The sequence below is a fragment of the Niabella yanshanensis genome (assembly GCF_034424215.1).
Taxonomy (GTDB): domain Bacteria; phylum Bacteroidota; class Bacteroidia; order Chitinophagales; family Chitinophagaceae; genus Niabella; species Niabella yanshanensis.
Genome location: NZ_CP139960.1, coordinates 1,279,381 through 1,302,131, shown reverse-complemented (window position 1 = coordinate 1,302,131; position 22,751 = coordinate 1,279,381). Strand labels below are relative to the sequence as shown.

Sequence of the window (22,751 nt, the reverse complement as noted above, 5' to 3'; positions counted from 1 at the left end):
AACCAGCTTAATTAACATTACTGATAAGGTATATCGAGTTTCTCGTAATGGTTAGCGACTATCCGAAATGAGAATCTTTCTCCTCATTGAGTGAGTTTACATTCGGTTAATTAGAAAAGTAAGCGATTGCTTTCTATAAGATCTAACCGCTTTTTCATTAAGCAAAGCTGGGATCCACCTGCCGGATTTTTTGATAACCCGAATGGTTTCTTCCTCCATACCATAGCCCATATCAGTAAGTTTCGAGAAATCAGTCAAAGAGCCGTCAGTATTGATAACAAAACCAATTACCACAGTATACCTCCCATAAGGTGCTCCATTATTTACGGGTATCCGCATGTTGAGGTTCCTTTGCACATGGTTGAGCCAGGAGCCCCGGTAAGCAGCTTTTTGGTCTACCTTCTCATAAATGGTGGAGTCAGCCTTAAAAATAGTAGTGTCTGCCTTTGAAACTTGTGCGGTTAGGTTTGTATAGTAAAGCAAACTCATCAATAAAAATATTGAAGTACACAATGGTGTTTTTTTACTCATAAGATTTTAATATATAGAAGACTAATATAATAAAACCTTTTCATAGCCACCTGTTTATTTATAGGTTGTTCTGAGGGGCGAGATTATTAAAGCAACAGGGATGATGTAAACAACCGGTCGTCGGGATTTAATTGTTCTATTAGTTCCGGGTCTTCATTTCATCGAAGTAGTTTCTGAAAAACAATAGCTGGTATTGGATCGAGTTTCTCCAATAAGGCCAGGCATGGCCGCCGGGCCGTTCCGTATAGTCGTGTGGAATTTTTAGCTCCAGCATTTTTTGATGTAGGGCTTTATTGGTTGCATAAAAAAAATCATCAATACCACAATCAAAGATTATGGCAATTGAATCTTTCGGGTATCGTTCAACGGCCTCCGCAACCGTGTGATCTTTCCAGTCAAAGCCCGTGGAATCAGGATTGCCGATAAGATGCTGAATATTCCATTTATTAGCAAACGGCCTTATATCCACACCGCCGCTCATGCTGCCACAGGCTCCAAAAGTATCCGCATGACGAAAGCCCAGGAATAAGCCGCCATGGCCACCCATGCTTAAACCTGTAATAGCCCTGCCATGTCGGTTTTGCTGCGTTTTATAATGCGTATCAATATAAGCCGGAACCTCAGTGCTGATGTGGGTTTCATATCGTACGGCAGGGTTTACTTTACTGTCAAAATACCAGCTGTCGGGGCTTCCATCCGGGCATACAATCATCAGCTGGTATTGGTCTGCATAAGCCTGTAATTCAGGCACACGCATAATCCATGTGGCATATTTTCCTCCGGCTCCATGCAGCAGGTATACAACAGGGAAATAACCGGTCTGCGCATAGCTTTGGGGTTTGATCACCACACAGGCTATGCTTTTCTTCATCGCATTGCTGTATATATTAACCGTATCAACAATGGCAGCTTTTGAAGATAATGCTACACCGGATAATAAGAGCAGGATCAATACTTTTTTCATTATTGCTTTTTTGATGGCTTATGAACGATCGGGCAACCTCGCAGAACTCCTTAAAGATAAGAACAGGGGCATAAAAAAACCTCCCCGGAGGGAGGCTTATTGATTAACCCAATTCTATTATAAGTGTATTGCTTCACCATAAGCTACTTCAATAGCATCTTTCACGCTCTCACTGATAGTGGGGTGGGGGTGAATCGCGTTTAACACTTCATGGTAAGTAGTCTCCAGTTTACGGCCTACCACTGTTTCAGAAATGATCTCTGTAACATTGTAACCGATCATGTGTGTACCTAACCACTCGCCGTATTTGGCATCAAAGATCACTTTTACAAAACCTTCTGCATGACCTGCAGCGCTTGCTTTACCGCTGGCGCTTAACGGGAATTTGCCCACTTTAACTTCGTAACCGGCTTCTTTCGCTTTTGCTTCTGTAAAACCAACACTGGCTACTTCAGGGTAGCAATAAGTACAACCTGGTACGTTGTTATAATCAATAGCTTCGGGCTGATGCTTGTACTTGCCTTCAGCATGTGCAATCGCTTCAACGCAAATGATCGCTTCTTTGCTCGCCACGTGTGCTAATGCCTGACCAGGAACACAATCACCGATAGCATATACACCTGCAACATTTGTTTTGTAAAACTTATCTACGTTGATTTTTCCCTTTTCAGTTTTAACACCCAGGGTTTCCAAGCCAATACCTTCGATATTCGCTGCAACACCTACAGCACTTAATACCACATCTGCTTCCAGCACCACTTCACCATTAGCTGTTTTCACTTTGGCTTTCACGCCGCTTCCGCTGGTGTCAACTGAAGTAACTTCGCTGCTGGTTAATATATCAATGCCTTGTTTTTTCAGGTTTTTCTCCAGTTCTTTTGAAATATCTTCATCTTCAACTGGTACAATACGCGGCAAAAATTCTACTACGGTTACTTTAGAACCGATGCTGTTATAAAAATAACCAAACTCAATACCTATGGCGCCGCTGCCTACTACAATAATACTTTTAGGCTGTTGGGGCAATACCATTGCTTCACGATAACCAATGATCTTCTTACCATCCTGTTTTAAAGCAGGCAACTCACGGCTGCGACCACCAGTTGCAACGATGATATGTTTGCCTTCCACGATCTGTGTCTTCCCGTCAGCGCCTTTCACCTCTACCTGGCCTTTGGCTTTAAGAGCTCCAAAACCCATTACTACATCAATTTTATTTTTGCGCATCAAAAACTGAACACCTTTGCTCATTTTATCAGCTACACCACGGCTACGTTTTACAATAGCTTCGAAATTAGGCTTACCTGTTGCTTCAATACCAAATTCCTGCGCATGCTTAATATCATTATACACCTGCGCGCTTTTTAATAAGGCTTTGGTTGGAATACAACCCCAGTTTAAGCAAATACCTCCCAGGCTTTCCTTTTCAATAATTGCGGTTTTTAAACCCAGTTGAGACGCCCTGATAGCCGCTACGTAACCGCCCGGACCGCTTCCCAACACTACTACATCGTATGCCATGTGTTATTAATTTTTATATTTAATTTGATAGTAAGAACATTTTTATATTCCCCGTAGTTTAAAACCGGTTCTTTTTGTTTGAGAACGCTCAAACGATACCGTTCAAACTGGTGATACTGGAGGCTTTATTTCGAATAAGGAGCCTGCTGAACCACGGGTATTAAACCCTGCGAATTTAGCTGAATTACTGTAAATGGCAAAGCATGCTTGATGTGAGTTGAAATGTTAGCAATAAATAACATCAGAAAATTGTAAACTACATCGCTGTTTCATTATCCCGGACACAAGGATGAAAAAGAGCCGGCAAATTCAGAAGTGGAATAAATAAACTAAATTTGCATAATTAATTATGTAATTAATTATAGAATTATGGATTTTTTTGAAAGAACGGGTAAAATGGCTTTGGGAAGCCGCCTGCGATTATTAACAGCGCAGGTTACCGAGGATGCAGAAGGCATTTACAAGCTTTATGAGGTGGATTTCGTGCCGAAGTGGTTCCCGGTTTTTTTTGTTCTGGCAGCAGATGGGGCAAAGCCAATTACAGAAATTGCAGCGGAAATAGGTCACTCCCAGCCTTCAGTAACAAAGATCATTAAGGAAATGGCGGAAGCCGGGCTGGTTAAAGATAACCTGAAGTCAGACGATAAGCGCAGGAATGTAGCCGGTCTTACGGAAAAGGGTAAAAAGCTGGCCGCAAAGATCAGGATCCAGGGAGAAGATATTGAAAGGGCTATTGAAAACGTTATAGCTGAAGCTACGCACAACTTATGGGAGGCTATTGCGGAGTGGGAAGACCTGCTGATGCAAAAATCGCTTTTAAAAAGGGTGCAGGAGCAAAAAAAGCTGAGGGAAAGCAAGGACGTGCAAATTGTACCCTTTGTGCCTCAGTATACAAAGGTTTTCAGAGATTTGAACGAAGAGTGGATTTCGCAGTATTTTGAAATGGAGGCGGCTGATTACAAGGCTTTGGATAATCCCAAAGAATATATACTGGATAAAGGTGGGCAAATACTGGTAGCGCTTTACCAGGGTGAACCAGTGGGCGTATGTGCCCTGATCAAAATGAGCGGTTCGGATTATGATTTTGAAATGGCTAAAATGGCGGTTTCGCCGAAGGCGCAGGGGAAAAATATAGGTTGGTTGCTGGGGCAGGCTGTTATAGGCACCGCCCGTGAATTGGGCGCTTCAAATATTTACCTGGAAAGTAACACCATGCTCAAGCCGGCTATCAACCTGTATTATAAAATGGGATTCAAAAAAGTAACAGGACTTCCTACACCGTATAAGCGTTGTAATATTCAAATGGTACTTGATTTGTAAAAACGGAGATCTTTTATAAAATTGAGGGTATATATATAGCGTGCGGACACGCGCCCCGGTTGCTGACTATTGGCAGCGGTCTATAATGAATACGCATAGTGTTATTGATGACCTTAGAGGTTTTTCGGGATCTGCTTCAATGCTTTTTGCCATTGTTCCCTGATCGTTTTAGCCGCAATGGGTAACTCCTTGTCCAGATCGGTAAAGCGGCATTCCAGAGCGATCATTCCTTTATAGCCTATTTGCTGAAAGGCTTTAAAGTAAGGTGTAAAATCATCACCCGCAATGCCAGGTGCTGATCTTGTAGCTTTTTCGCCGATATCGCAATGATAAATCAAAGAACCCCCTTCTGTAATTACAGATACCGGCTCATTTTCACGCATCATATGATAAATGTCCACGCATATTTTGTAATTAGAGTGATTGACTGCCTTCGCCACATCAATACATTCTTTTACGGTATTCAGAAAATTGCATTCTTCTTTATTCTGACTTTCAAGAGCCAGTACAATATTGTACCGGGCAGCCAGCGGGGCCAGCTTTTTACCAATAGATACGAACTGTTTAAATGCAGAATCTCTTGGAAAACCTCCGGGGATCATACGGGAGGCGCCGCTGCCGAAAACGATAATGGGAATTCCCTGGCTTTGGGCTCTTTCGAAAACGGTAGTAGCATAAGCCAGTATTTTTTTTTCGTTTACCTCGGGCCCGGTTGTTTTAATAGAACCGGGAATAAAAACATTGGCCGCCAATACCCTGGCACCTGATTTTTTAATTTTTTCTCCGCTGTTGAAAACACTATCTGCCTGTAAAGGTTGCAAAGCATCGCCTACTGTGGGCTGTAAAAAAGCGTAATTATACTTTTTTACAACCGGAGCCTTATCCAGGTTGGCGCATACACCCAGCAAGGGCACATCCTGCGCGAACATACAAAGGGGGGAAGCCAGGAGGCTGGCAATAAAGCATGCAATCTTTTTTGTCATGTTGTTTGTTTAAAGGCTGTATTTTTCTTTGAGAATGCGTTGATGGTGAAGCCAATGGCCTTCAATGATATATCCCCAGCAAAAGGTTTTGATGGGTTGTCCGTTTATGATGCCAATCCGTTCGAGGTCCGCTTGTAAAAGGCCTTCAAACAAAAGCACGGTAGTTCGTCTTACCAATATAAATTCTTCAATCAGGCTTGTAAGGCTTCTTTGAGCCACATCAGCTGTCGCAGCGTAGTCGTTTTGCTCAAAGCCCGGTAGCGATTGTTGTTCACCGCGCGCATGCGATAGGGCCCGGTAGGCAAAAATGCGTTCAGTGTCAATGCAATGCTGTACAACTTCTTTTACCGTCCATTTTCCTTCGGCATAGGCAAAGTTAGATCGGTTTTCCGGAATGGAGTGCAAAAAACTGTCTAAGTTGTTTAAGGATTGAGAAAGTACAGATTGCACATCAGCACCGGTTGTCAGGCAGATATAAGTATCGTAAAAAACGGGGTAGTCAGCTTTTTGAGGACGCATTTTTTAGGTAAATATAAAAAGATACGGGGTTAAATAGCTGATCAGTTTACATACAATGCGTTTCATTGGAAGGCCTGGTGCTATATTTGTAGAACCCTTCAGGAATGATGATTAAAAAAAATCTATAAAAATAGATTTGTTTCCCCTTGAAATACCTTACCTTTGCAATCCAAAAATTTTTTATTATGGCAAGAGTATGTCAGGTTACGGGTAAGACGCCAGTGAGTGGTCATAAAGTATCTCACTCTAATATTAAAACTAAGCGTAGATTCTTACCAAATTTACAGACTAAGAAGTTTTACCTGGTTGAGGAAGATAAATGGATCACATTGAAATTGTCTACTGATGCTATCCGTACCATCAACAAGAACGGCCTCTACTCTGTAGTGAAACAACTGCGCGCGAAAGGCGAAAAAATCTAATTTTTTAAAAGCAACATACCATGGCAAAGAAAGCGAAAGGCAATAGAGTTCAGGTAATATTGGAGTGCACCGAGCACAAAACCAGCGGTCAGCCTGGTACAAGCCGTTATATTACCGTAAAAAATAAAAAGAACAATCCTGAAAGATTGGAATTGAAAAAGTTCAATCCGATTTTAAAGAAAGTGACTGTTCATAAAGAGATCAAGTAATTTAGTTGATAAGTTAACAGGTTAACTGGTTAACGTTACAACTTTTCAACATATCAACATATCAATTTTTAACTAAATAGACATGGCAAAAGCAGCTTCTAAAAACTCGAAGGTAAAAGACGCCAAAGCAGCAGCAGAAAGTAAGAACTGGACGAAAGTGATTCGTGCGGTACGTAGCCCTAAAACAGGTGCTTATACTTTTAAAGAGCAGATTGTTCACAAAGAGAAAGTGAAAGATTTTTTAGCTCAAAAGTAATTTTGGCTTACAATAATATTTAGCAAGGCTATTCGTAACTGCGGATGGCTTTTGTTGTTTTGGGTAGCAGGTTATTGGGTTTAATATCTCAAACAGGATTTGTATATTGAACTTTAAATAGAAAATTTAAACTTTTAGAATGAGTTTCTTAAAAAAGCTGTTTGGGAAAAAGGAAAAAGAATCGCTGGACCAGGGTTTGCAAAAAACCAAGGAGGGCTTTTTTAGTAAGATCACCAAAGCTATTGCGGGTAAGAGTACTGTAGATGAAGAAGTGCTGGATAACCTGGAGGAGGCACTGGTGAGCGCAGACGTAGGAGTGGAAACAACTGTGCGTATTATTAAGAAAATTGAAGAACGAGTAGCGCGCGATAAATACCTGAGTACATCTGAATTGAATAAGATGCTGCAGGAGGAGATCGAAAATATACTGGTGGATGCGCCTGGTTCAGAGAGTTATACATTCGACAGCCCGATGCCTGCCAAGCCCTATATCGTTTTAGTGGTGGGTGTAAATGGGGTAGGGAAAACCACTACTATTGGTAAGCTGGCCTATAATTTTAAGAAAGCCGGTAAATCGGTATTGCTGGGTGCAGCAGATACGTTTCGCGCTGCTGCGGTAGATCAGTTAACCATCTGGAGCGAGCGGGTGGACGTGCCTATTGTAAAGCAAGCTATGGGGAGCGATCCGGCAGCTGTTGCTTTCGATACGGCGCAAAGCGCGGTTAGTCGCCAAAGTGATGTGGTGCTGATCGATACCGCCGGCCGCTTGCATAATAAAGCGCATTTAATGGATGAGTTGAATAAGATCAAAAGAGTGATACAGAAGTTTATTCCGGAAGCGCCTCATGAAGTATTGCTGGTATTAGACGGATCTACCGGCCAAAATGCATTAGAGCAGGCCAAACATTTTACTGCTGCCACAGATGTTACTGCCATGGCGATCACTAAACTGGATGGTACCGCCAAAGGCGGCGTGGTACTGGCCATAGCTGATCAGTTTAAAATACCCGTGAAATTTATTGGGGTAGGTGAAAAAGCCGAGGATTTGCTGGTATTTGACAAACACGAATTTGTGGATAGCTTATTTAGCCTGAAAGATCAGTAATAAATTATCTGTACAATATTAAAGTGGCTGCCTCGTATAAACCGGGCAGCCACTTTTTTTTAAGGAGCAAAAAAAAATGATAATGATAGAAAGCTAATGGACCTTCTTATTTAGACTTTTTTCCTTCAATATTGGGCAGGAAGCCGGTTATAATTCCGATCAGCGGTAAATAAGCACAAATAGAAAATACATATTCGATGCTGGTTTTGTCTGCCAGGGACCCCAATACTGCCGAGCCAATACCCCCCATTCCGAAGGCGAAACCAAAGAACAGGCCGGCTACCATTCCTACTTTTCCGGGGATCAGCTCTGTTGCATAAACCAGTATTGCTGAAAAAGCAGAAGATATGATCAGCCCGATCAGTACAGAAAGAATGACAGTTGCGGTAAGACCTACATGCGGTAGTAACAACGTAAAAGGCGCCGCACCCAATATGGATATCCAGATGATGAGCTTACGACCGTAGCGGTCTCCCAATGGTCCACCTAAAATAGTTCCGGCAGCTACCGATGCAAGAAAGATAAAGAGATAGATCTGCGAATGTTGTACACTTACATGAAACTTATCTATCAGGTAGAATGTGAAATAGCTCGTCATGGAAGCCATGTAAAAATATTTTGAAAAGATCAGTACCAGAAGAATAACAATAGATATAATTACTCTTTTTTTTGTGATCCCCGGGTTAGAGACAGCATCATGTACAACAGGTTTTCTTTCAGCCCTGGGTTGTATATTTTGCTGGTACCACTTGCCCACAAAGCTTAGTACCGCAATTGCCAGCAACGCCAGTATACCAAACCATCCGATATATTTTTGTCCGAACGGAATAACGATCAGCGCTGCTAGCAAGGGGCCTGCTGCACTTCCTGCGTTACCGCCCACCTGGAAAATAGATTGAGCCAGTCCTTTTTTGCCACCTGACGCCAGGTGCGCCACTCTTGAGGCTTCCGGATGAAATACAGAAGACCCCATCCCGATAAGGCATACCGATGCCAGAATATAGTAGAAATTGCTGGCAAAAGCTATAAACAATAATCCGATCAATGAAAAGGTCATACCAATCACCAGCGATTTCGGATTAGGCTTTTTATCGGTATAAGAGCCCACAAAAGGTTGTAGTATGGAAGCTGTAAGCTGGAATACTAAAGTGATAATACCAATTTGTGTAAAGTTCAAGGCATAGTTGGTTTTAAGCAGCGGGTAAACGGCCGGTATCACCGATTGAATGAGATCGTTCAATAAGTGAGATAAGCTAATGGCAAAAAGGATAGGGTAAACTGTTTGACTTGCTGTTAATGCTGCTGTAGTTGAAGTTGTTGCTTTCATGATTTTAAACATCAGGTCATCTGATGACTTAGGTGAAAAAAATTATAAATGTCCGATTATTTTTTTTGCAGATTCAAGTGCTTTGATTTTATTGCCCGCTTCTATATGCTTTAGGAGCGTTTCATGTTCGTTCTGAGAGTATGCGAAAGGTTGGGTGTCAGCATAGGATTCTGAAAAAGACCTGGATACATGGGTTGACAGCGTTTTGTATAATTCGGTTAATATGGAGTTGCCACAACTTTCAGCTACTGTTGTGTGAAAAGCAATATCAGCTTTTATACAGGCTTCCAGGTCACCCGCTGCTGCAAAAAACGCCCGCTCTTTCAGGTGTTTACGCATAGCTGCTAAATGCCGTTGCGTTCTGTTGCTAACAGCTTTTTCAATAATCTGCATTTCTATTAATTGCCTTACTTCGAAGATAGCTGCAAACCCTGCTTTCTCTATTTTATCGTCAAGGCCATGGTTGCCCGATGTACTGATTACAAAACTCCCGACGCCTTGTTTTACCTGCACAAACCCCGACTGTGCCAGATATCGCGTCGCCTCACGAATAGTGGACCGCCCCACTGAAAAGCTTTTCATCAGTTCGGGTTCTGTCGGCAGCTTTGCGTCAACCGGGAAAAATCCTTTTTGAATCTTCTCCTTAATAGCATCTGCTACTTCCTGTGCCAGCGATTTTCGTAAAATGGGTTCCATTGTTAATTCATCATATCATCAGATGACTGCGAAGATAGTTGTTTGGAGTGATATTCTACAAAGCTATTATATGGCTACATTAATTACCGCTTAGCCTCCTAATTAATGACGCATTCGGATACAGCGGCCTCTATCTTTCCTGAAACAAGATCCAGTTCTCCCTGCGAGCAGTATTGCCTTTCATCAAAATAACTGTCGGAGTACCTGAGCGTAATATGCCCTTCACTGTTTAAACCACAATGGGCGTTGCATAATTTTGAAACGTTTAATTTCCTGCGTAGTGTTTCTTTCGCGGCAGCGAAGGTATATTTCAGGTTGGTTTCAGTGGATATTTTATACAGTCTGTTTCCCATACTATTATTTCTAATAGATGACAGGGAAATGATCTGATCCTTTGTTAAGTCTTCGTTAACCGGCAGCCCGTTTCCATGAAAGGGAGAAGCCTGGTCGTTAATCCGTAGTTGATTTACCACCATATTTAATGTTTTGTAATTGCCGCAGGATTTAATTAAAGACCGCAGCAGCAGCATTTCAATACTTTATTGTAACTATACAATTGTAACTGGTTTATTTGCGAAATGGCATCGCTACGGGCTAATCAGGCTATTGTTAGAGGAGTCTGATAAATGCTGTACCTTTGCAGTCCTTAAAAAAACAGAGATTGAAAGTAAGAACGCTAAAAAAAGATAAGGTTAACATCATTACATTAGGCTGTAGCAAAAACATGGTGGATAGCGAAGTGTTGAGCGGTCAGCTACTGGCTAATGATATTGATGTGGTGCATGAAAACAAGAAACGGGATCATAATATAGTGGTTGTCAATACCTGCGGTTTCATTGATAAAGCAAAGGAAGAGAGTATTAACACGATTCTGGAGCAGGTGGAGTTGAAGAAACGCGGCCGCCTGGATAAGGTATACGTAACCGGCTGCCTGAGTGAGCGTTACAAGAATAACCTGGAGGAGGAAATACCTGAAGTGGATGCTTTTTTCGGTACGATGGAATTACCTTCTATCTTAAAGCAATTTGAAGCTGATTATAAAACGGAGCTAGTGGGAGAGCGCCTGTTAGCTACTCCCAAACATTATGCTTACCTGAAAATTTCTGAAGGCTGCAACCGCACCTGCACATTTTGCGCCATTCCCCTGATGCGTGGCAAACATATCAGCAAGCCGATTGACGAGTTGGTGATGGAGGCTGAAAAGCTGGTGCGTATGGGTGTGAAAGAAGTAATGCTAATTGCGCAGGAGCTGACTTATTATGGCCTCGATATTTATAAAAAGCGGATGCTGTCAGAATTATTACATCGCCTGGCAGATGTGAAAGGATTAGAGTGGATCAGGCTGCACTATGCGTATCCAACCAAATTTCCCTTAGAGATACTGGATGTGATGAGGGAGCGCGATAATATTTGTAAATACCTGGATATCCCGTTACAACATGCATCTGACCGTATGCTGGATGCAATGAAAAGACAGATCAAACAGGCGGAGATGGACGAATTGATCGCTACCATAAGAGAGAGAGTTCCGGGTATTTGTTTGCGCACTACTTTGATAGCCGGCTTCCCGGGTGAAACACAGGATGATATTAATGAATTAAAATCATTCCTTGATAAACACCGTTTTGACAGGGTAGGGGTATTTACTTATTCACATGAGGAAAATACAGGTGCATACCAGTTAGAAGATGATGTACCGCAGGAAGAAAAAGAGCGCCGGGCACAGGAAGTAATGGAGCATCAGCAGGAGATATCCTACAAATTGAACCAGGAAAAAATAGGTAAAGTTTTCAAAACTATTATTGATAAAAAAGAAGCAGGTCGTTATATTGGCCGCACCGAATTTGATAGTGTGGAAGTAGATAATGAAGTGATCATCACCAGTGATCAGAGACTGAAGATCGGTGCGTTTTATAACGTAAGGATCGAAAAGGCCTATGATTATGACCTGGAGGGAGTGGTGGTGCCTTAAAGCAAGTAGGGAGTAGCAAGTGGCAAGTAGGGGGGAGCAAGTAGGGAGCAGCAAGCGGCAAGTAGGGAGTAGTAAACAGGGGGAATCGGGAGTTTGAATTCAATAAATGACAGACGTGTATATCACGTCTTTTTTCTTTGCGTACTTTGCATAAAATAATATAGCATGGAAAGGAATGTTTTTCTCGCCAACCGGCTCAGAGAAGTTTATTTGGACGGTCGCTGGATTGCCAATACCAATTATAAAGATCAGTTGCTATCAGTGAACCTGGAGCTGGCCATTAAACAAATAGGAGATTTAAACACCATTGCGGCTCTGACCTTTCATATTAACTACTATCTGGAAGGAATTCTCAATGTATTTAACGGAGGAAAGCTGGAGATCAGTGATCAATATAGTTTTGATCTTCCCCCAATAGAAACGGAGGCTGATTGGGAAAGTTTGGTTGGTTCACTCTTAGGTAATGCAGAAAAATTTACAGATGCGGTGGCCCAAATGGATGATCAACTGTTCGACGAGGTATTTGTAGAAGAAAAATACGATACCTACCTAAGAAATATACAAGGAGTTTTAGAGCATAGCTACTATCATTTGGGGCAAATAGTGCTGATCAGGAAACTGGTTTCCGTGTCGTCCGTTTCCTAGGCTTTGGAGCAAAAAAATCTGTAAAATAAAGAAAAATGCTGTTTTGTTAGATCGTCATATTGATTTTCAATATTTTAGAATATAATTAAGCCAGATTGTCACCTTTATTGACAAGCTGTAAGTCCGTTTCAACGTAACTTTGCACCCGTATTTTGCATGTTAGTAAAATAACGTTATAGAGACGCAGTAAAATAAAATTGGTTTTTCAGCGTTTATTGTTTAACTAAAATATCTCACATGAAGAAATGGTTAGTTCTGTTTTTTGCTTTTATTTTCAGTTATGCCAAAGGCTTCGCTCAAAGTACTTCGCAAAAAGCATCGTATTATCACAGTAAGTTCAATGGCCGTAAAACCGCAACGGGTGATATATACAGAGACTATCTTTTAACAGCCGCTTCTAATATCTACAAACTGGGTACACGTTTATTAGTTACTAATAAAAAAACAGGAAAAAGTGTACAGGTTGTAGTGAATGACAGGATGGCCCCACATGTAAAAGGCCGGGTGGATTTAAGCAAATCTGCCTTTCAGAAAATTGCTCATGCAAACAATGGTTTGGTTCCTGTAGAAGTTAAAATATTAGAAGGCAAAAAAGATGATAATAATTCTTTATAAGAATTAATGAAATTAATTGAAAGCCCCGCATTGCGGGGCTTTCTTATGGAGCAAATATTTTTGTCAGTACCACATCGCCACCTTTCTGCACCAAAGCGTATATACAACCCTTTCTAAAAGCATCTTTTAGGCCTGTTCTAGGTAGTATGGCCGTTATTTCATTCTTTCCGGCTTTTTCGATTAAAATATCTTTTTGACCACCCGCACTGCCTAGTGCTGCAGATATGACTACTGTTGCATCAGTAGACGCGCTCTTTACATTTTTTATTTTGTCGTCGGCCCTGCCCAGGTTCTGCGGTAGCTCATTATAAATACAAAAGGTAGCATCATTATGTGAAAGTGGGATGAAGCCCATATACCTGACACTTGCCGGCCTGGCTACCTGTTTTTTATAGATCCTGTTTATATCTTTCAGCATAAAATTGCTGTCGATATCCAGAGCAACAATATTACCCAAATTATAACCGGTAGGCACACCATAAGCGGAAGTCATCAGCCTGCTTTCAAATAAGACCCGTAATCCGGTTTTGATGGGAATAATATCGGTTATGATGCAGGAAGCCAGGGAAAAATCTTCACTATCTACACCTTCCGAAATTTCTTCTTTAAATGGAATAACGGCTCTATTCAGCACACGCTGCTCTTTTAAATCGGCAGTAACCAGATACACACCCCTGGCTTTTTGAGCGAACATACCGGTAGTGTATGGTGATAATAAATACAAAACACCGTTTTCCATATATGAACCGAATTTTCCGGCAATATTAATTTTGCTTCCGGCCGCCGGGTTGATGTCGATGCTCTGTACTTTGCTGGAAGATGATGAGTAGAAGCTAAGAAACCAGCTAGCTGTTTTTTCATTAAACCTGTCGCGCTCCAGCCGGCAAATGGTTTCGCCGCTATTAAAAGATTCTTCGAGAAACCGGGAGTTGTCAATTACAAAATCCTGTGATTCCAATTTATTGCCTTCGTAATCGAAGTGATCCAAATTAAGATAGTAATATCCTTTATTTCTTTTATATCCATAAGATAAAAACTTGTTCTCCAGGGGACGGTTAGTAATTATAAAAGTACCGGCTCTTTTCTCATTTTTCCCAGGCAGCTCATCCAGTTGTTTTATGGTTCCCATCCGCTTTCCTGCTGCGTCAAAAGCCAGCATTTCCAGTTTTATAGCCTGATCCGATTTGTTGAAGTACGAGTAAAAAACCAGGAACCGGTCTTTAAGCACAAACAGGTTTTCGAAATCAAACTTTATGCTGTCTTTGGAGGGAAGTGGTATGGGTATATGCGCTGTTTGAGACAAATCGCTTTTAAGAAAGATGTCTAAAAAATACGCAGATCTGTTATAATTGAAAGCGTAAAGATTACTGGAGTCCTGTTGGAATAAAGTGAAATAAATATTGCTATAATTATCAATTTTGGGACCGCAACTATAATCCAGTGGCTGCGATTTACCTGGTAATGCACATAAAGCAGGAATAAGGAACAGCAGTATATATTTCATAAGGTTTAAGTTTTGAAAGTTCAATTTTCTGCTGCTAAATTAGTTAAAAGTTACAATTGACGTAGGTCGGATATAAAAAAACCACCCCAATTCAGGAGTGGTTAATGTGTTCGCGTATTTTATACTACTATGCGTTTTTACCGATACAATTCAAATCTTCAAAAGCAACTTCAAGACGTTTAACAAAAGTCTCTTCACCTTTGCGTAACCATACGCGCGGATCGTAATATTTTTTGTTAGGCTTGTCATCACCTTCAGGGTTACCTAACTGGCCTTGCAGGTAGGCTTCGTTCTTTTTGTAATAATCAAAAACGCCTTCAGCAAATGCCCACTGCATATCAGTATCCAGGTTCATTTTGATAGCGCCATAACCAATTGCTTCGCGAATCTGGCTTTGCTCAGAACCGCTACCGCCATGGAATACAAAGTAAACTGGTTTGTTGCTGCTTGTTTTAAATTTCTCTGCGATGTACTTCTGGCTGTTGTCCAGAATAACAGGAGTTAACTGTACATTACCTGGTTTGTAAACACCATGTACATTACCAAAAGCTGCTGCTACCGTAAACATATTGCTTACGGTGCTCAGTTGTTCGTAAGCATAAGCTACTTCTTCCGGCTGGGTATATAATTTAGAGTTGTCAACATCCGTATTATCAACACCATCTTCTTCACCACCGGTAACCCCTAATTCAATCTCGATGCTCATACCTAATGGATCCATACGTTTGAAGAACTCCAGGGAAGTGGCGATATTTTCTTCGATAGGCTCTTCGCTCAGATCCAGCATGTGAGAGCTGAACAGAGGCTGTCCTTTCTCTTTATGGAATTTTTCTCCTTCGTCAATTAAGGCACTGATCCACGGCAACCATTTTTTAGCAGCATGGTCTGTATGCAAAACTACCGGTACCCCGTAGTATTTAGCTACTGTATGCACGTGGAGCGCACCACTTACAGCACCGTAAATATTGGCTTCAAGATTTTTATTAGGCATGCCTTTTCCGGCAAAAAATTGTGCGCCGCCATTACTGAACTGGATCATTACCGGCGAGTTTACTTTCGCTGCGGTTTCCAGTACGGCGTTTACGCTATCCGTTCCTACCACGTTTACTGCAGGCAGGGCAAAATTATTGTCTTTAGCATCGTTGTAAAGAGCTTCAAGCTCCTTGCCGTGTAATACTCCGGCTGTGTACTTGGCCATTTTGTTCTTATTGTTTTTATTAATAATATATGCCTTAAAGCAGGCTCGCTAAGATAATAATAATATGTGATACATACACGAAGGGGGATAAATTATGGGGCTAATAACCCGGGTTTTGCCTTATCCATGGGTTACTAATTATTTGATTGGTAAGTATCGGTAAAAGTTGGTTATGTTCTTTGTAACCCTAAGTTTCCAATTCCTATCTGGCCAGGCCTTTTGATCCAATTCGCTTTTTCAAACGTCTGACTTTAATACTTGTTGAATGCAGATATTCTTTTTTGCTTGCTTTCAGCGCGCCACTTCAGCAGTTTGTTTGCTACTGCACTATCTTGTTTAGGACATTTATAGAGCCCAAAATTGGCGGTCTTCTTCTCCCTATAAGCTGTGATTAGTTCGATGGCATATCCGCCGAGCTCTGCACTATCTGTTGGTATAATGGATGACAAAAAGCTTACAATACATTTACATTTTTGTTTGGAGTTGACCTGGCTAAACAGATAGTCAAGATCCGACGCTACAATCAATCCATCCGGAAATGTTGATTCAGCTATAATACATGGGGCTGTACCAGGTTTAAAGGCGAGACTCTCGAAGAAGCCGCGAACAGATACCTGTTGCTTTTCCAACGTCTTTAAATAAGATGGATCTTTGGCGCTATAATATGGGGAATAGCCTTGTATTATCAGGGTTAATCCTATAATAAGGCAAGATAATGCAGGTAGTAACAGCGTTTTCATAATAGTGGTTTTTATGTAGAATTCTTGTTTATAATGTTGTAATAAAGACGATCTAATAGGGCCGCAGCACTTCTACATATAAGCTGCTCTCTTTATCTTCTGGTTGACGGTTTTTATCTTCCACAAACCCCCATCCTTTGCTGTCGTCTTTTGTTATAATAGTCCAATGGTCGATATTCGAATTAATCCGGCTTTCCGATCTCCTTGATTTACCATTTAATTTAAGCATAGCCATAACGGTGTATTCGTCCTCTACGCTGGTAACTTTCAAGGTTGTTGAATCTGTATCCCCCTTTCCCTTAGACAGAATAGCATTCGATAATAATTGTAATTTAGCTTTGGTTAAGTTAATGCCCGCCTCCTTTTTGATTTCAATATAGGCTGCCATGAGCATGACCAATAGCTTCAGATCAACCGGGTCTGCTTTTGCCAGTCGTTCTCCTTCAATGATGGCTTCGTTAAATCTTTTTTGTAGCATTAGCTCATTAAATGTCTTTTTTGCAGCAATTCGTTGAAACGGATCGGGACCCTTCTGGAAAAGTTTTCCATAGTAAAGAACAGCCCCCTCGTTTGCATACAGGTATTGCGGCGCTTCATTAAATTTTCTCAACAGCGTTTTATAACCTTCCGGGGAAATTGTGTCCTGAACGGCTTTCCTCAGGGCTGCGGTGTCCAGTTCGTTTGAGTTTTGTGCAAATGAGGATAAGGCAGCAATACTGATAAAGGTTAGTGTGAGAATGTGTTTTTTTAACATAGCAGTTTGATTACTTTAATTGATGCGCTTTACCAGGCTCCTGGTTTTTTCCTGTATCAGCTTCAGGTTGCCGCGAAGCATGTACTTTAAATGCAGCTTTAATATCTGCCCCATCGATTTGCACCTGCTGAAAGCCGGTGTTTTAAAGTGGGCGTTTAACTGGTCGATCAGCAATTGCTGCTTTTCGGGCGGAGCAACGGTGTCACGAGACATTATATTCAGCAATTCCATTAATCTGAACCTGGTTACGGCCACACGGTAAGCCATAGCCGACCACTCTTCTGCCTTGTATTGTTCAATGGACTCGGTATTTAGCTGGCTGAGTACCGTTGTCACAAATGCATTGTTCTCCTTAAAAAACTGGGGCATATAGAGATTTTTCCGGCCTTCATAAGATTGCTGATCAAAATCGATTGCCCTGATCCGGTATTGGTAGCTTTCAATGTCGGGCGTAGCTACTACCACAAAATTATAAGCCCGCATATCTCCTAGTAAACGCACAAAGCAACGCTCATTAAATTTTACAAACTCTTTTGCCAAACGCGTTTTGTTCGTTTCACCTCTATCCAGGTATTGCTCCAGGAAAACGTCCCCGGGCAATCCGGGAATATGCTCTTCTACCAGCGTACCCCTGTCGGTATAAAAGGTAAGCCGGTTGGGAGATAAAAAATGCTCCAGTTCCAGGCCGTAAATCCGGGAAGCGTCGGTGATCTTGATATAATAGTGGTCGAAATTGGAGTTGAACTTATTAACAATCCTGATGCGAAAGGGTAGGGAATTGCCAAATGAACAATAGTCAATCCTGGCTACATCCAGCTGGTCGGCAAAGCTCATATCACCCTCGGTTCTCAGGATCGCGTAGATCTTTACCAGGCCCTCCCGCAGGTAGTCCCAATCCCTTTTGTCATATATGGCTTTTTCCCAGTAGGTGCTGTTGCCCTGTTCATCCTTTATAGGTATTGACCAGGTAAAATTCAGTAAATCGGTATGTGAAACAGGAAGGCTTACTTCCCGTCCCTGGCGCACGAGGTAGCTGGCCAGTTCATTGTTAACCGGGTAAAGGATCTTTTTTTTAGACGGCCGGTTATTAAGTATCTCCAAATCATTCATAACCACAAATTAGGAAAGCAATACGATAAAACTTCATTTTTATTATAGAGCCATATATAAAAAAAATGCTGTTAATGAATGATTAATTAGTTTAAACCGTTATTTTGCCGGCGCTAATGGGAAAGTTTACAGATAGATTAAAAAGTACGAGCCTGGTAAAAAAACTGGTACACCTGGTGGTAGGGATATGCACTTACCCCGGCATCGCTATTATAAATAAGTTACGTATTCACGGTTCAGACAAAGTAAAGGCTTTACCTAAAACCAATGTGCTCTTTGTTTGTAATCACCAAACTTATTTCCTGGATGTGATTACCCTGTTCCATATCTTTTCCGCCATAAAGTGGGGTAAAAGGGACCGCCTGGGTATACCTTTTTATGTGTTGAATCCGTTTACGAGGGTCAACTATGTGGCGGCCGAACAAACGATGAAAAGCAGCTGGATGAGCCGTTTGTTTTTACTGGCAGGCGGGCTTACCGTACGCCGCACCTGGAATGAGAACAGCAAAGAGCAACGGGCAGGCCTGGATCCCAGCGATACCCGTAAGATTGAAAGGTCTTTAAAAAATAATTGGATCATTACCTTTCCCCAGGGAACGACAACGCCTTATGCGCCGGCGCGAAAAGGTACAGCGCTTATCATAAAACATCATAAACCCATCGTAATACCGGTGGTGATCAATGGCTTTTCTAAAGCGTTTACTAAAACAGGTGTTACTCTTCGCAAAAAAGGAACCCTGCTTACGGTAACTTTTAAAGAGCCGCTCCAGATTGATTATGAGGCTTCGGCGCAGGAAATAACCGAGCAATTAATGGATGCGATTGAGCAAAGTAAGAAATTCATGCCGGAGGTATTGACGGCTGATCGTCATTAGAGGGCTATGTTTTAATTATTGCTATGAAACACTTTTTTCTTTTTATGCTTTGCTGTTATATGGCTAAACCATCCGAAGCCCAGCTTAGTTCGTATAAAAAGGAATTTCAAACTTATATTCCCAAAGGATGGGTGCTGGATACAGCGCTAAGCGGCGACCTGAATAAAGATAAGCAACCCGATGTAGTATTGGTTTTGAGAAATACCCATGCAGCTAATTTCAAAAAAAATGATGGTTTGGGTATGGATCAGCTGGATCTCAACCCGCGCCGGCTGCTCATACTTTTTAAAACAGGAACCGGTTATACAAAGGTACTTGCTTCTGATGTTTTTCTTCCTTCTGTAAACGATGAGGAGAGCACCTGTTTGGAAGATCCCTTTTCAGAAGGCGGGATTGAGGTATCCAAAGGTGTATTGAAGATCTGTTTACATTATTGGTTAAGCTGTGGCAGTTGGTATGTAACCGATTATGAGTATACTTTCCGTTACCAAAACAAAAAATTTGAACTGATTGGTCTGGATGTATCGTCTTTCCATAGAGCATCGGGAGCGTCTTCCATTACCAGCTATAATTTTTCTACGCGTAAAAAACAAACGATTACCGGTATAAATGAGTTCGAAGAACCTAAAGTTAAACCGGTTGAGAAATGGGAAAAGATCTTCAGCACCCGCATTTGGGATCTTGGTAAAATGACAGGTGAAACAGCGATAGAAGAAATTGTTAACAAGGACCTATAGCACTTGTAAGTCGAATTGCCTCTGATGCCTGCTTTACATCATGTACTCTTAAAATATCAGCGCCATTGATCAGCCCGAGTGTATTTAAAACGGTAGTTCCGTTTAGCGCCTGCTCTGCATCAGTACCCAGGGTACGATAAATAAATCCTTTCCTGCTCACACCCAACAGGAGCGGCAGATCGGTCATTTTGAAGAGCCCCAGGTTTTTCAGCAGTGTGAAATTATGAGTGGCGGTTTTCCCAAATCCAAAGCCCGGATCAACAATAATGTCTTTAATTCCCTTAGTTTTTAGCAAAGCGATTTTCCGGATTAAAAAATCAAGCACTTCCCTGCAAACATCTTCGTAATGCGGATGGTGTTGCATGGTTTGCGGCGTGCCCTGCATGTGCATCAAAACATAAGGTACCTGCAGCGAAGCTACTGTATCAATCAGTGCCTCATCAAGGCTGCCGGCACTGATGTCGTTGATGATTGATGCGCCTGCTTTCACCGCCTCCTTCGCCACTTCTGCATAGAATGTGTCTACCGAAATTATCGTTTCAGGAAAAGTTTTATGGATAGATTCTACAGCCGGTATTACGCGGGCCAGTTCTTCATCTGCAGAAATGAGTGCACTGCCCGGCCGGGTACTTTGTCCGCCAATATCCAGTATTGCGGCGCCATCAGCGATCATTTGCTGCGCCCTGAGTAAGAGCGCTTCATCGGCAGTATAGCGATTACCACTATAAAAGGAGTCTTTGTTGATGTTCAGTATACCCATAACAATGGGTTGATTGATATTGAGTAACCTGCCTTTACAATTAAGTGTGAACATCAATATTTGTTTTGCTATTTTTGTCGGAATTGCTTCTCCGGAAGCTAAGGTAGGGATTGGTTGAAAAGTTGACAAGTTTATCGGTTGAAAAAGTTAACAGGTTGGGCACTTTCGGAACCGACAGGCTTTAACTTACTTACCAGGCACCTGCGTTCCATCAAACAAATTACATGACAAAAACAAACGAACAATACGATGCGGTGATCGCATCCTGTCAAAACGTTTTCTTCAAAAAAAATAAAGATTACGGAACTGCGTGGCGGGTGCTGCGCACGATTTCCATCATTGACCAGATCTATATTAAGGCGCAACGGATCAGAACCATACAGGAAAAAAAACAGCAGCTGATTGCCGATGATATAGCCGGCGAATTCCTGGGGATGATCAATTATTCGGTTATTGGGTTGATACAGCTGGAGTTGCCCGCAGATGCACCATGGGATTTACCTGCGAGCCAGGTTGAGGAAGCTTATAGAAAACATGTGGAGGCTACTAAGAACCTGATGAAAAGTAAGAATCACGACTATGGAGAAGCCTGGCGTAGCATGAGCCAGGAGGGGCTTACAGACCTGATACTGATGAAACTGTTTCGTATCAGGCAGATTATTCATAACGACGGGAAGACATTGATCAGTGAGGGCATAGATGCCAATTATCACGATATTATTAACTATTCGGTGTTTGCATTAATACTTGACAGCGAAGCCGGAGATAAATAAATGCCATGAAGATAGTTGTAAATATGGCCCGTATAATAGTGGGTATTCTTTTTATTTTCTCAGGACTGGTAAAGGCCAATGACCCGATTGGGCTTAGTTACAAAATGCAGGAATTTTTCCTGGTTTGGGGAACCGGCTTCCTCGACGGGATTTCGCTGGCGCTTTCGGTTATTATGATCGCTTTTGAGATCATCGCCGGAGCTGCATTGCTGTTAGGCTGGCGCATTAAAACCATCAGCTGGCTGTTGTTATTGCTGATCGTTTTCTTTACCTTCTTAACGGGCTATGCATATCTGTCTGGCAAGTTTAAAAACTGCGGCTGCTTCGGCGATTGTATCCCTATCACAGCACAAACTTCTTTTATCAAGGATATTATTTTATTGGTGCTGATACTGCTGATCTTTTTTAATACAAAGTATATTAAACCGGTATTTGCCAGGGGCGCTACTACCATCTTATTGCTGCTGGCTACGGTATTCAGCTTTGCCGCACAGTGGTATACACTAAAGTATTTGCCGGTGGCAGATTGTTTGCCTTTTAAAAAAGGGAATAATATACCTCAGCAAATGCAAATGCCTGCCAATGCAATACCCGATAGCACCATTATCACATTTGTATATGAAAAGGCCGGTAAGAAGGTTGAGTTTACAGCCGAAACATTCCCCGACGATTTTGATGACAGTACTTATAAGTTTGTTGATCGTTATGATAAGGTGATCAGGCCCGGAGTTAATAACGAACCGCCCATTAAGGCCTTTGGCCTCACAGCACCAGATGGAAAAGATATAACACAGGATCTGCTTAATACCGGAAAAGTAGTATTGCTATTTGTTGAAGGCGCCGAAACACCGTTGGGAAAATGGCAGGAAGGATTTGCCCGGGTTGTAGCCGATGCGCAGCAAAAAAATGTTCCCGTGTATATTGTAAGCAGTGCGGCAACCCGTTTAAAGCCGGCGATCAATAAAACAAATTTTGGCGCAGTAGAAATTCTTAGTGGTGATAACACCATGATCCGCACGGCAGCGCGCACCAATCCTACTATTTACGTGTTGAGCAAAGGAACGATCGAAGGGAAATGGAGCTATAAGAACTTTGATAAAGTAAGTTTGTAAGAATACGATGACAGGTATTTGATGTGCGATTTGACGATGAAATATTATCGTACACCATACATCGTATATTGTACATTATCCATCTTGAATCGTACATCATACA

At 41.7% G+C, this 22,751-nt stretch carries 26 protein-coding genes; 12 read left to right on the top strand and 14 right to left on the bottom strand.

The genetic code is table 11. The features are described 5' to 3' along the window. Window positions 1–96: 96 nt before the first annotated feature. The 3 genes from U0035_RS05020 to lpdA form a co-directional block, all read right to left on the bottom strand. Complete coding sequence (locus U0035_RS05020; protein ID WP_114788949.1) at window positions 97–531, bottom strand: energy transducer TonB; 435 nt, start codon at window positions 529–531, stop codon at window positions 97–99. Window positions 532–670: 139 nt separating this feature from the next. Continuing rightward, window positions 671–1,495, bottom strand: coding sequence for an alpha/beta hydrolase (locus tag U0035_RS05015; RefSeq protein WP_114788948.1), 825 nt, complete (start codon window positions 1,493–1,495; stop codon window positions 671–673). A 117-nt stretch (window positions 1,496–1,612) separates the two neighbouring features. Next, entirely contained in the window at window positions 1,613–3,016 is a 1,404-nt protein-coding gene (lpdA, locus tag U0035_RS05010) for a dihydrolipoyl dehydrogenase (RefSeq protein ID WP_114788947.1), read from the bottom strand. Window positions 3,017–3,385: 369 nt separating this feature from the next. Between lpdA and U0035_RS05005 the strand changes: the two genes are divergently transcribed. Continuing rightward, window positions 3,386–4,336 carry a bifunctional helix-turn-helix transcriptional regulator/GNAT family N-acetyltransferase gene (locus U0035_RS05005; protein ID WP_114788946.1) on the top strand — a complete coding sequence of 317 codons (951 nt, stop codon included), beginning with the start codon at window positions 3,386–3,388 and terminating at the stop codon, window positions 4,334–4,336. Window positions 4,337–4,449: 113 nt separating this feature from the next. On the opposite strand, the gene U0035_RS05000 is transcribed toward U0035_RS05005, so the two are convergent. Beyond that, on the bottom strand, window positions 4,450–5,319 hold the full coding sequence (locus tag U0035_RS05000) for a sugar phosphate isomerase/epimerase family protein (RefSeq protein WP_114788945.1): 870 nt from the start codon (window positions 5,317–5,319) through the stop codon (window positions 4,450–4,452). Between the two features lie 9 nt (window positions 5,320–5,328). After that, the gene (locus U0035_RS04995; RefSeq protein ID WP_114788944.1) at window positions 5,329–5,838 is read right to left on the bottom strand and encodes a DinB family protein; all 510 of its coding nucleotides are present in this window, start codon (window positions 5,836–5,838) and stop codon (window positions 5,329–5,331) included. 185 nt (window positions 5,839–6,023) lie between these two features. Here U0035_RS04995 and rpmB point away from each other — a divergent pair, with 185 nt between their 5' ends. From rpmB to ftsY, 4 genes are all read left to right on the top strand, one after another. Next, window positions 6,024–6,260, top strand: coding sequence for a 50S ribosomal protein L28 (gene rpmB, locus U0035_RS04990; RefSeq protein ID WP_114789674.1), 237 nt, complete (start codon window positions 6,024–6,026; stop codon window positions 6,258–6,260). 20 nt (window positions 6,261–6,280) lie between these two features. Then, window positions 6,281–6,469: a 50S ribosomal protein L33 gene (rpmG, locus tag U0035_RS04985; protein ID WP_114788943.1), complete on the top strand. Its 189-nt coding sequence runs from the start codon at window positions 6,281–6,283 to the stop codon at window positions 6,467–6,469. Window positions 6,470–6,551: 82 nt separating this feature from the next. Further along, a complete protein-coding gene (locus U0035_RS04980; RefSeq protein WP_114788942.1) occupies window positions 6,552–6,725 on the top strand; it encodes a DUF4295 domain-containing protein in 174 nt (57 codons plus the stop codon). Between the two features lie 139 nt (window positions 6,726–6,864). Next, the gene (gene ftsY, locus U0035_RS04975) at window positions 6,865–7,830 is read left to right on the top strand and encodes a signal recognition particle-docking protein FtsY (protein WP_114788941.1); all 966 of its coding nucleotides are present in this window, start codon (window positions 6,865–6,867) and stop codon (window positions 7,828–7,830) included. A 106-nt stretch (window positions 7,831–7,936) separates the two neighbouring features. On the opposite strand, the gene U0035_RS04970 is transcribed toward ftsY, so the two are convergent. From U0035_RS04970 to U0035_RS04960, 3 genes are all read right to left on the bottom strand, one after another. After that, entirely contained in the window at window positions 7,937–9,157 is a 1,221-nt protein-coding gene (locus U0035_RS04970) for an MFS transporter (protein WP_114788940.1), read from the bottom strand. 42 nt (window positions 9,158–9,199) lie between these two features. Further along, window positions 9,200–9,853, bottom strand: a complete 654-nt coding sequence (locus U0035_RS04965) for a FadR/GntR family transcriptional regulator (RefSeq protein ID WP_114788939.1) — start codon at window positions 9,851–9,853, stop codon at window positions 9,200–9,202. 98 nt (window positions 9,854–9,951) lie between these two features. Beyond that, window positions 9,952–10,329: a hypothetical protein gene (locus U0035_RS04960; protein ID WP_162817722.1), complete on the bottom strand. Its 378-nt coding sequence runs from the start codon at window positions 10,327–10,329 to the stop codon at window positions 9,952–9,954. A gap of 185 nt (window positions 10,330–10,514) precedes the next feature. On the opposite strand from U0035_RS04960, the gene rimO reads away from it, so the two are divergent. From rimO to U0035_RS04945, 3 genes are all read left to right on the top strand, one after another. Further along, the gene (rimO, locus tag U0035_RS04955) at window positions 10,515–11,825 is read left to right on the top strand and encodes a 30S ribosomal protein S12 methylthiotransferase RimO (RefSeq protein ID WP_114788937.1); all 1,311 of its coding nucleotides are present in this window, start codon (window positions 10,515–10,517) and stop codon (window positions 11,823–11,825) included. Between the two features lie 165 nt (window positions 11,826–11,990). Next, entirely contained in the window at window positions 11,991–12,470 is a 480-nt protein-coding gene (locus U0035_RS04950) for a DinB family protein (protein ID WP_114788936.1), read from the top strand. A gap of 237 nt (window positions 12,471–12,707) precedes the next feature. Continuing rightward, window positions 12,708–13,085: a septal ring lytic transglycosylase RlpA family protein gene (locus U0035_RS04945; RefSeq protein ID WP_114788935.1), complete on the top strand. Its 378-nt coding sequence runs from the start codon at window positions 12,708–12,710 to the stop codon at window positions 13,083–13,085. Window positions 13,086–13,128: 43 nt separating this feature from the next. Here the strand turns inward: U0035_RS04945 and U0035_RS04940 are convergent, their stop codons facing one another. From U0035_RS04940 to U0035_RS04920, 5 genes are all read right to left on the bottom strand, one after another. Next, window positions 13,129–14,589 (bottom strand): hypothetical protein, encoded by a 1,461-nt coding sequence (locus tag U0035_RS04940; protein ID WP_114788934.1) that lies wholly within the window; start codon window positions 14,587–14,589, stop codon window positions 13,129–13,131. A 127-nt stretch (window positions 14,590–14,716) separates the two neighbouring features. Beyond that, window positions 14,717–15,787 (bottom strand): class II fructose-bisphosphate aldolase, encoded by a 1,071-nt coding sequence (gene fbaA, locus U0035_RS04935; RefSeq protein ID WP_114788933.1) that lies wholly within the window; start codon window positions 15,785–15,787, stop codon window positions 14,717–14,719. Window positions 15,788–16,038: 251 nt separating this feature from the next. Further along, a complete protein-coding gene (locus U0035_RS04930; RefSeq protein ID WP_114788932.1) occupies window positions 16,039–16,527 on the bottom strand; it encodes a hypothetical protein in 489 nt (162 codons plus the stop codon). Between the two features lie 52 nt (window positions 16,528–16,579). Beyond that, window positions 16,580–17,281, bottom strand: a complete 702-nt coding sequence (locus U0035_RS04925) for a DUF4919 domain-containing protein (protein WP_114788931.1) — start codon at window positions 17,279–17,281, stop codon at window positions 16,580–16,582. Between the two features lie 15 nt (window positions 17,282–17,296). Further along, window positions 17,297–18,391 (bottom strand): hypothetical protein, encoded by a 1,095-nt coding sequence (locus U0035_RS04920; RefSeq protein WP_170138291.1) that lies wholly within the window; start codon window positions 18,389–18,391, stop codon window positions 17,297–17,299. 116 nt (window positions 18,392–18,507) lie between these two features. Between U0035_RS04920 and U0035_RS04915 the strand changes: the two genes are divergently transcribed. Then, a complete protein-coding gene (locus U0035_RS04915; RefSeq protein WP_114788929.1) occupies window positions 18,508–19,266 on the top strand; it encodes a lysophospholipid acyltransferase family protein in 759 nt (252 codons plus the stop codon). Between the two features lie 23 nt (window positions 19,267–19,289). Next, window positions 19,290–20,003 carry a hypothetical protein gene (locus tag U0035_RS04910; RefSeq protein WP_114788928.1) on the top strand — a complete coding sequence of 238 codons (714 nt, stop codon included), beginning with the start codon at window positions 19,290–19,292 and terminating at the stop codon, window positions 20,001–20,003. Here U0035_RS04910 and folP read toward each other — a convergent pair. Beyond that, entirely contained in the window at window positions 19,987–20,817 is an 831-nt protein-coding gene (gene folP / locus U0035_RS04905) for a dihydropteroate synthase (protein WP_114788927.1), read from the bottom strand. The two genes, U0035_RS04910 and folP, sit on opposite strands and share 17 nt — an antisense overlap. Before the next feature lie 170 nt (window positions 20,818–20,987). Here folP and U0035_RS04900 point away from each other — a divergent pair, with 170 nt between their 5' ends. After that, a complete protein-coding gene (locus U0035_RS04900; RefSeq protein WP_114788926.1) occupies window positions 20,988–21,536 on the top strand; it encodes a DUF1599 domain-containing protein in 549 nt (182 codons plus the stop codon). 5 nt (window positions 21,537–21,541) lie between these two features. After that, complete coding sequence (locus U0035_RS04895; RefSeq protein WP_114788925.1) at window positions 21,542–22,648, top strand: BT_3928 family protein; 1,107 nt, start codon at window positions 21,542–21,544, stop codon at window positions 22,646–22,648. Window positions 22,649–22,751: the final 103 nt, after the last annotated feature.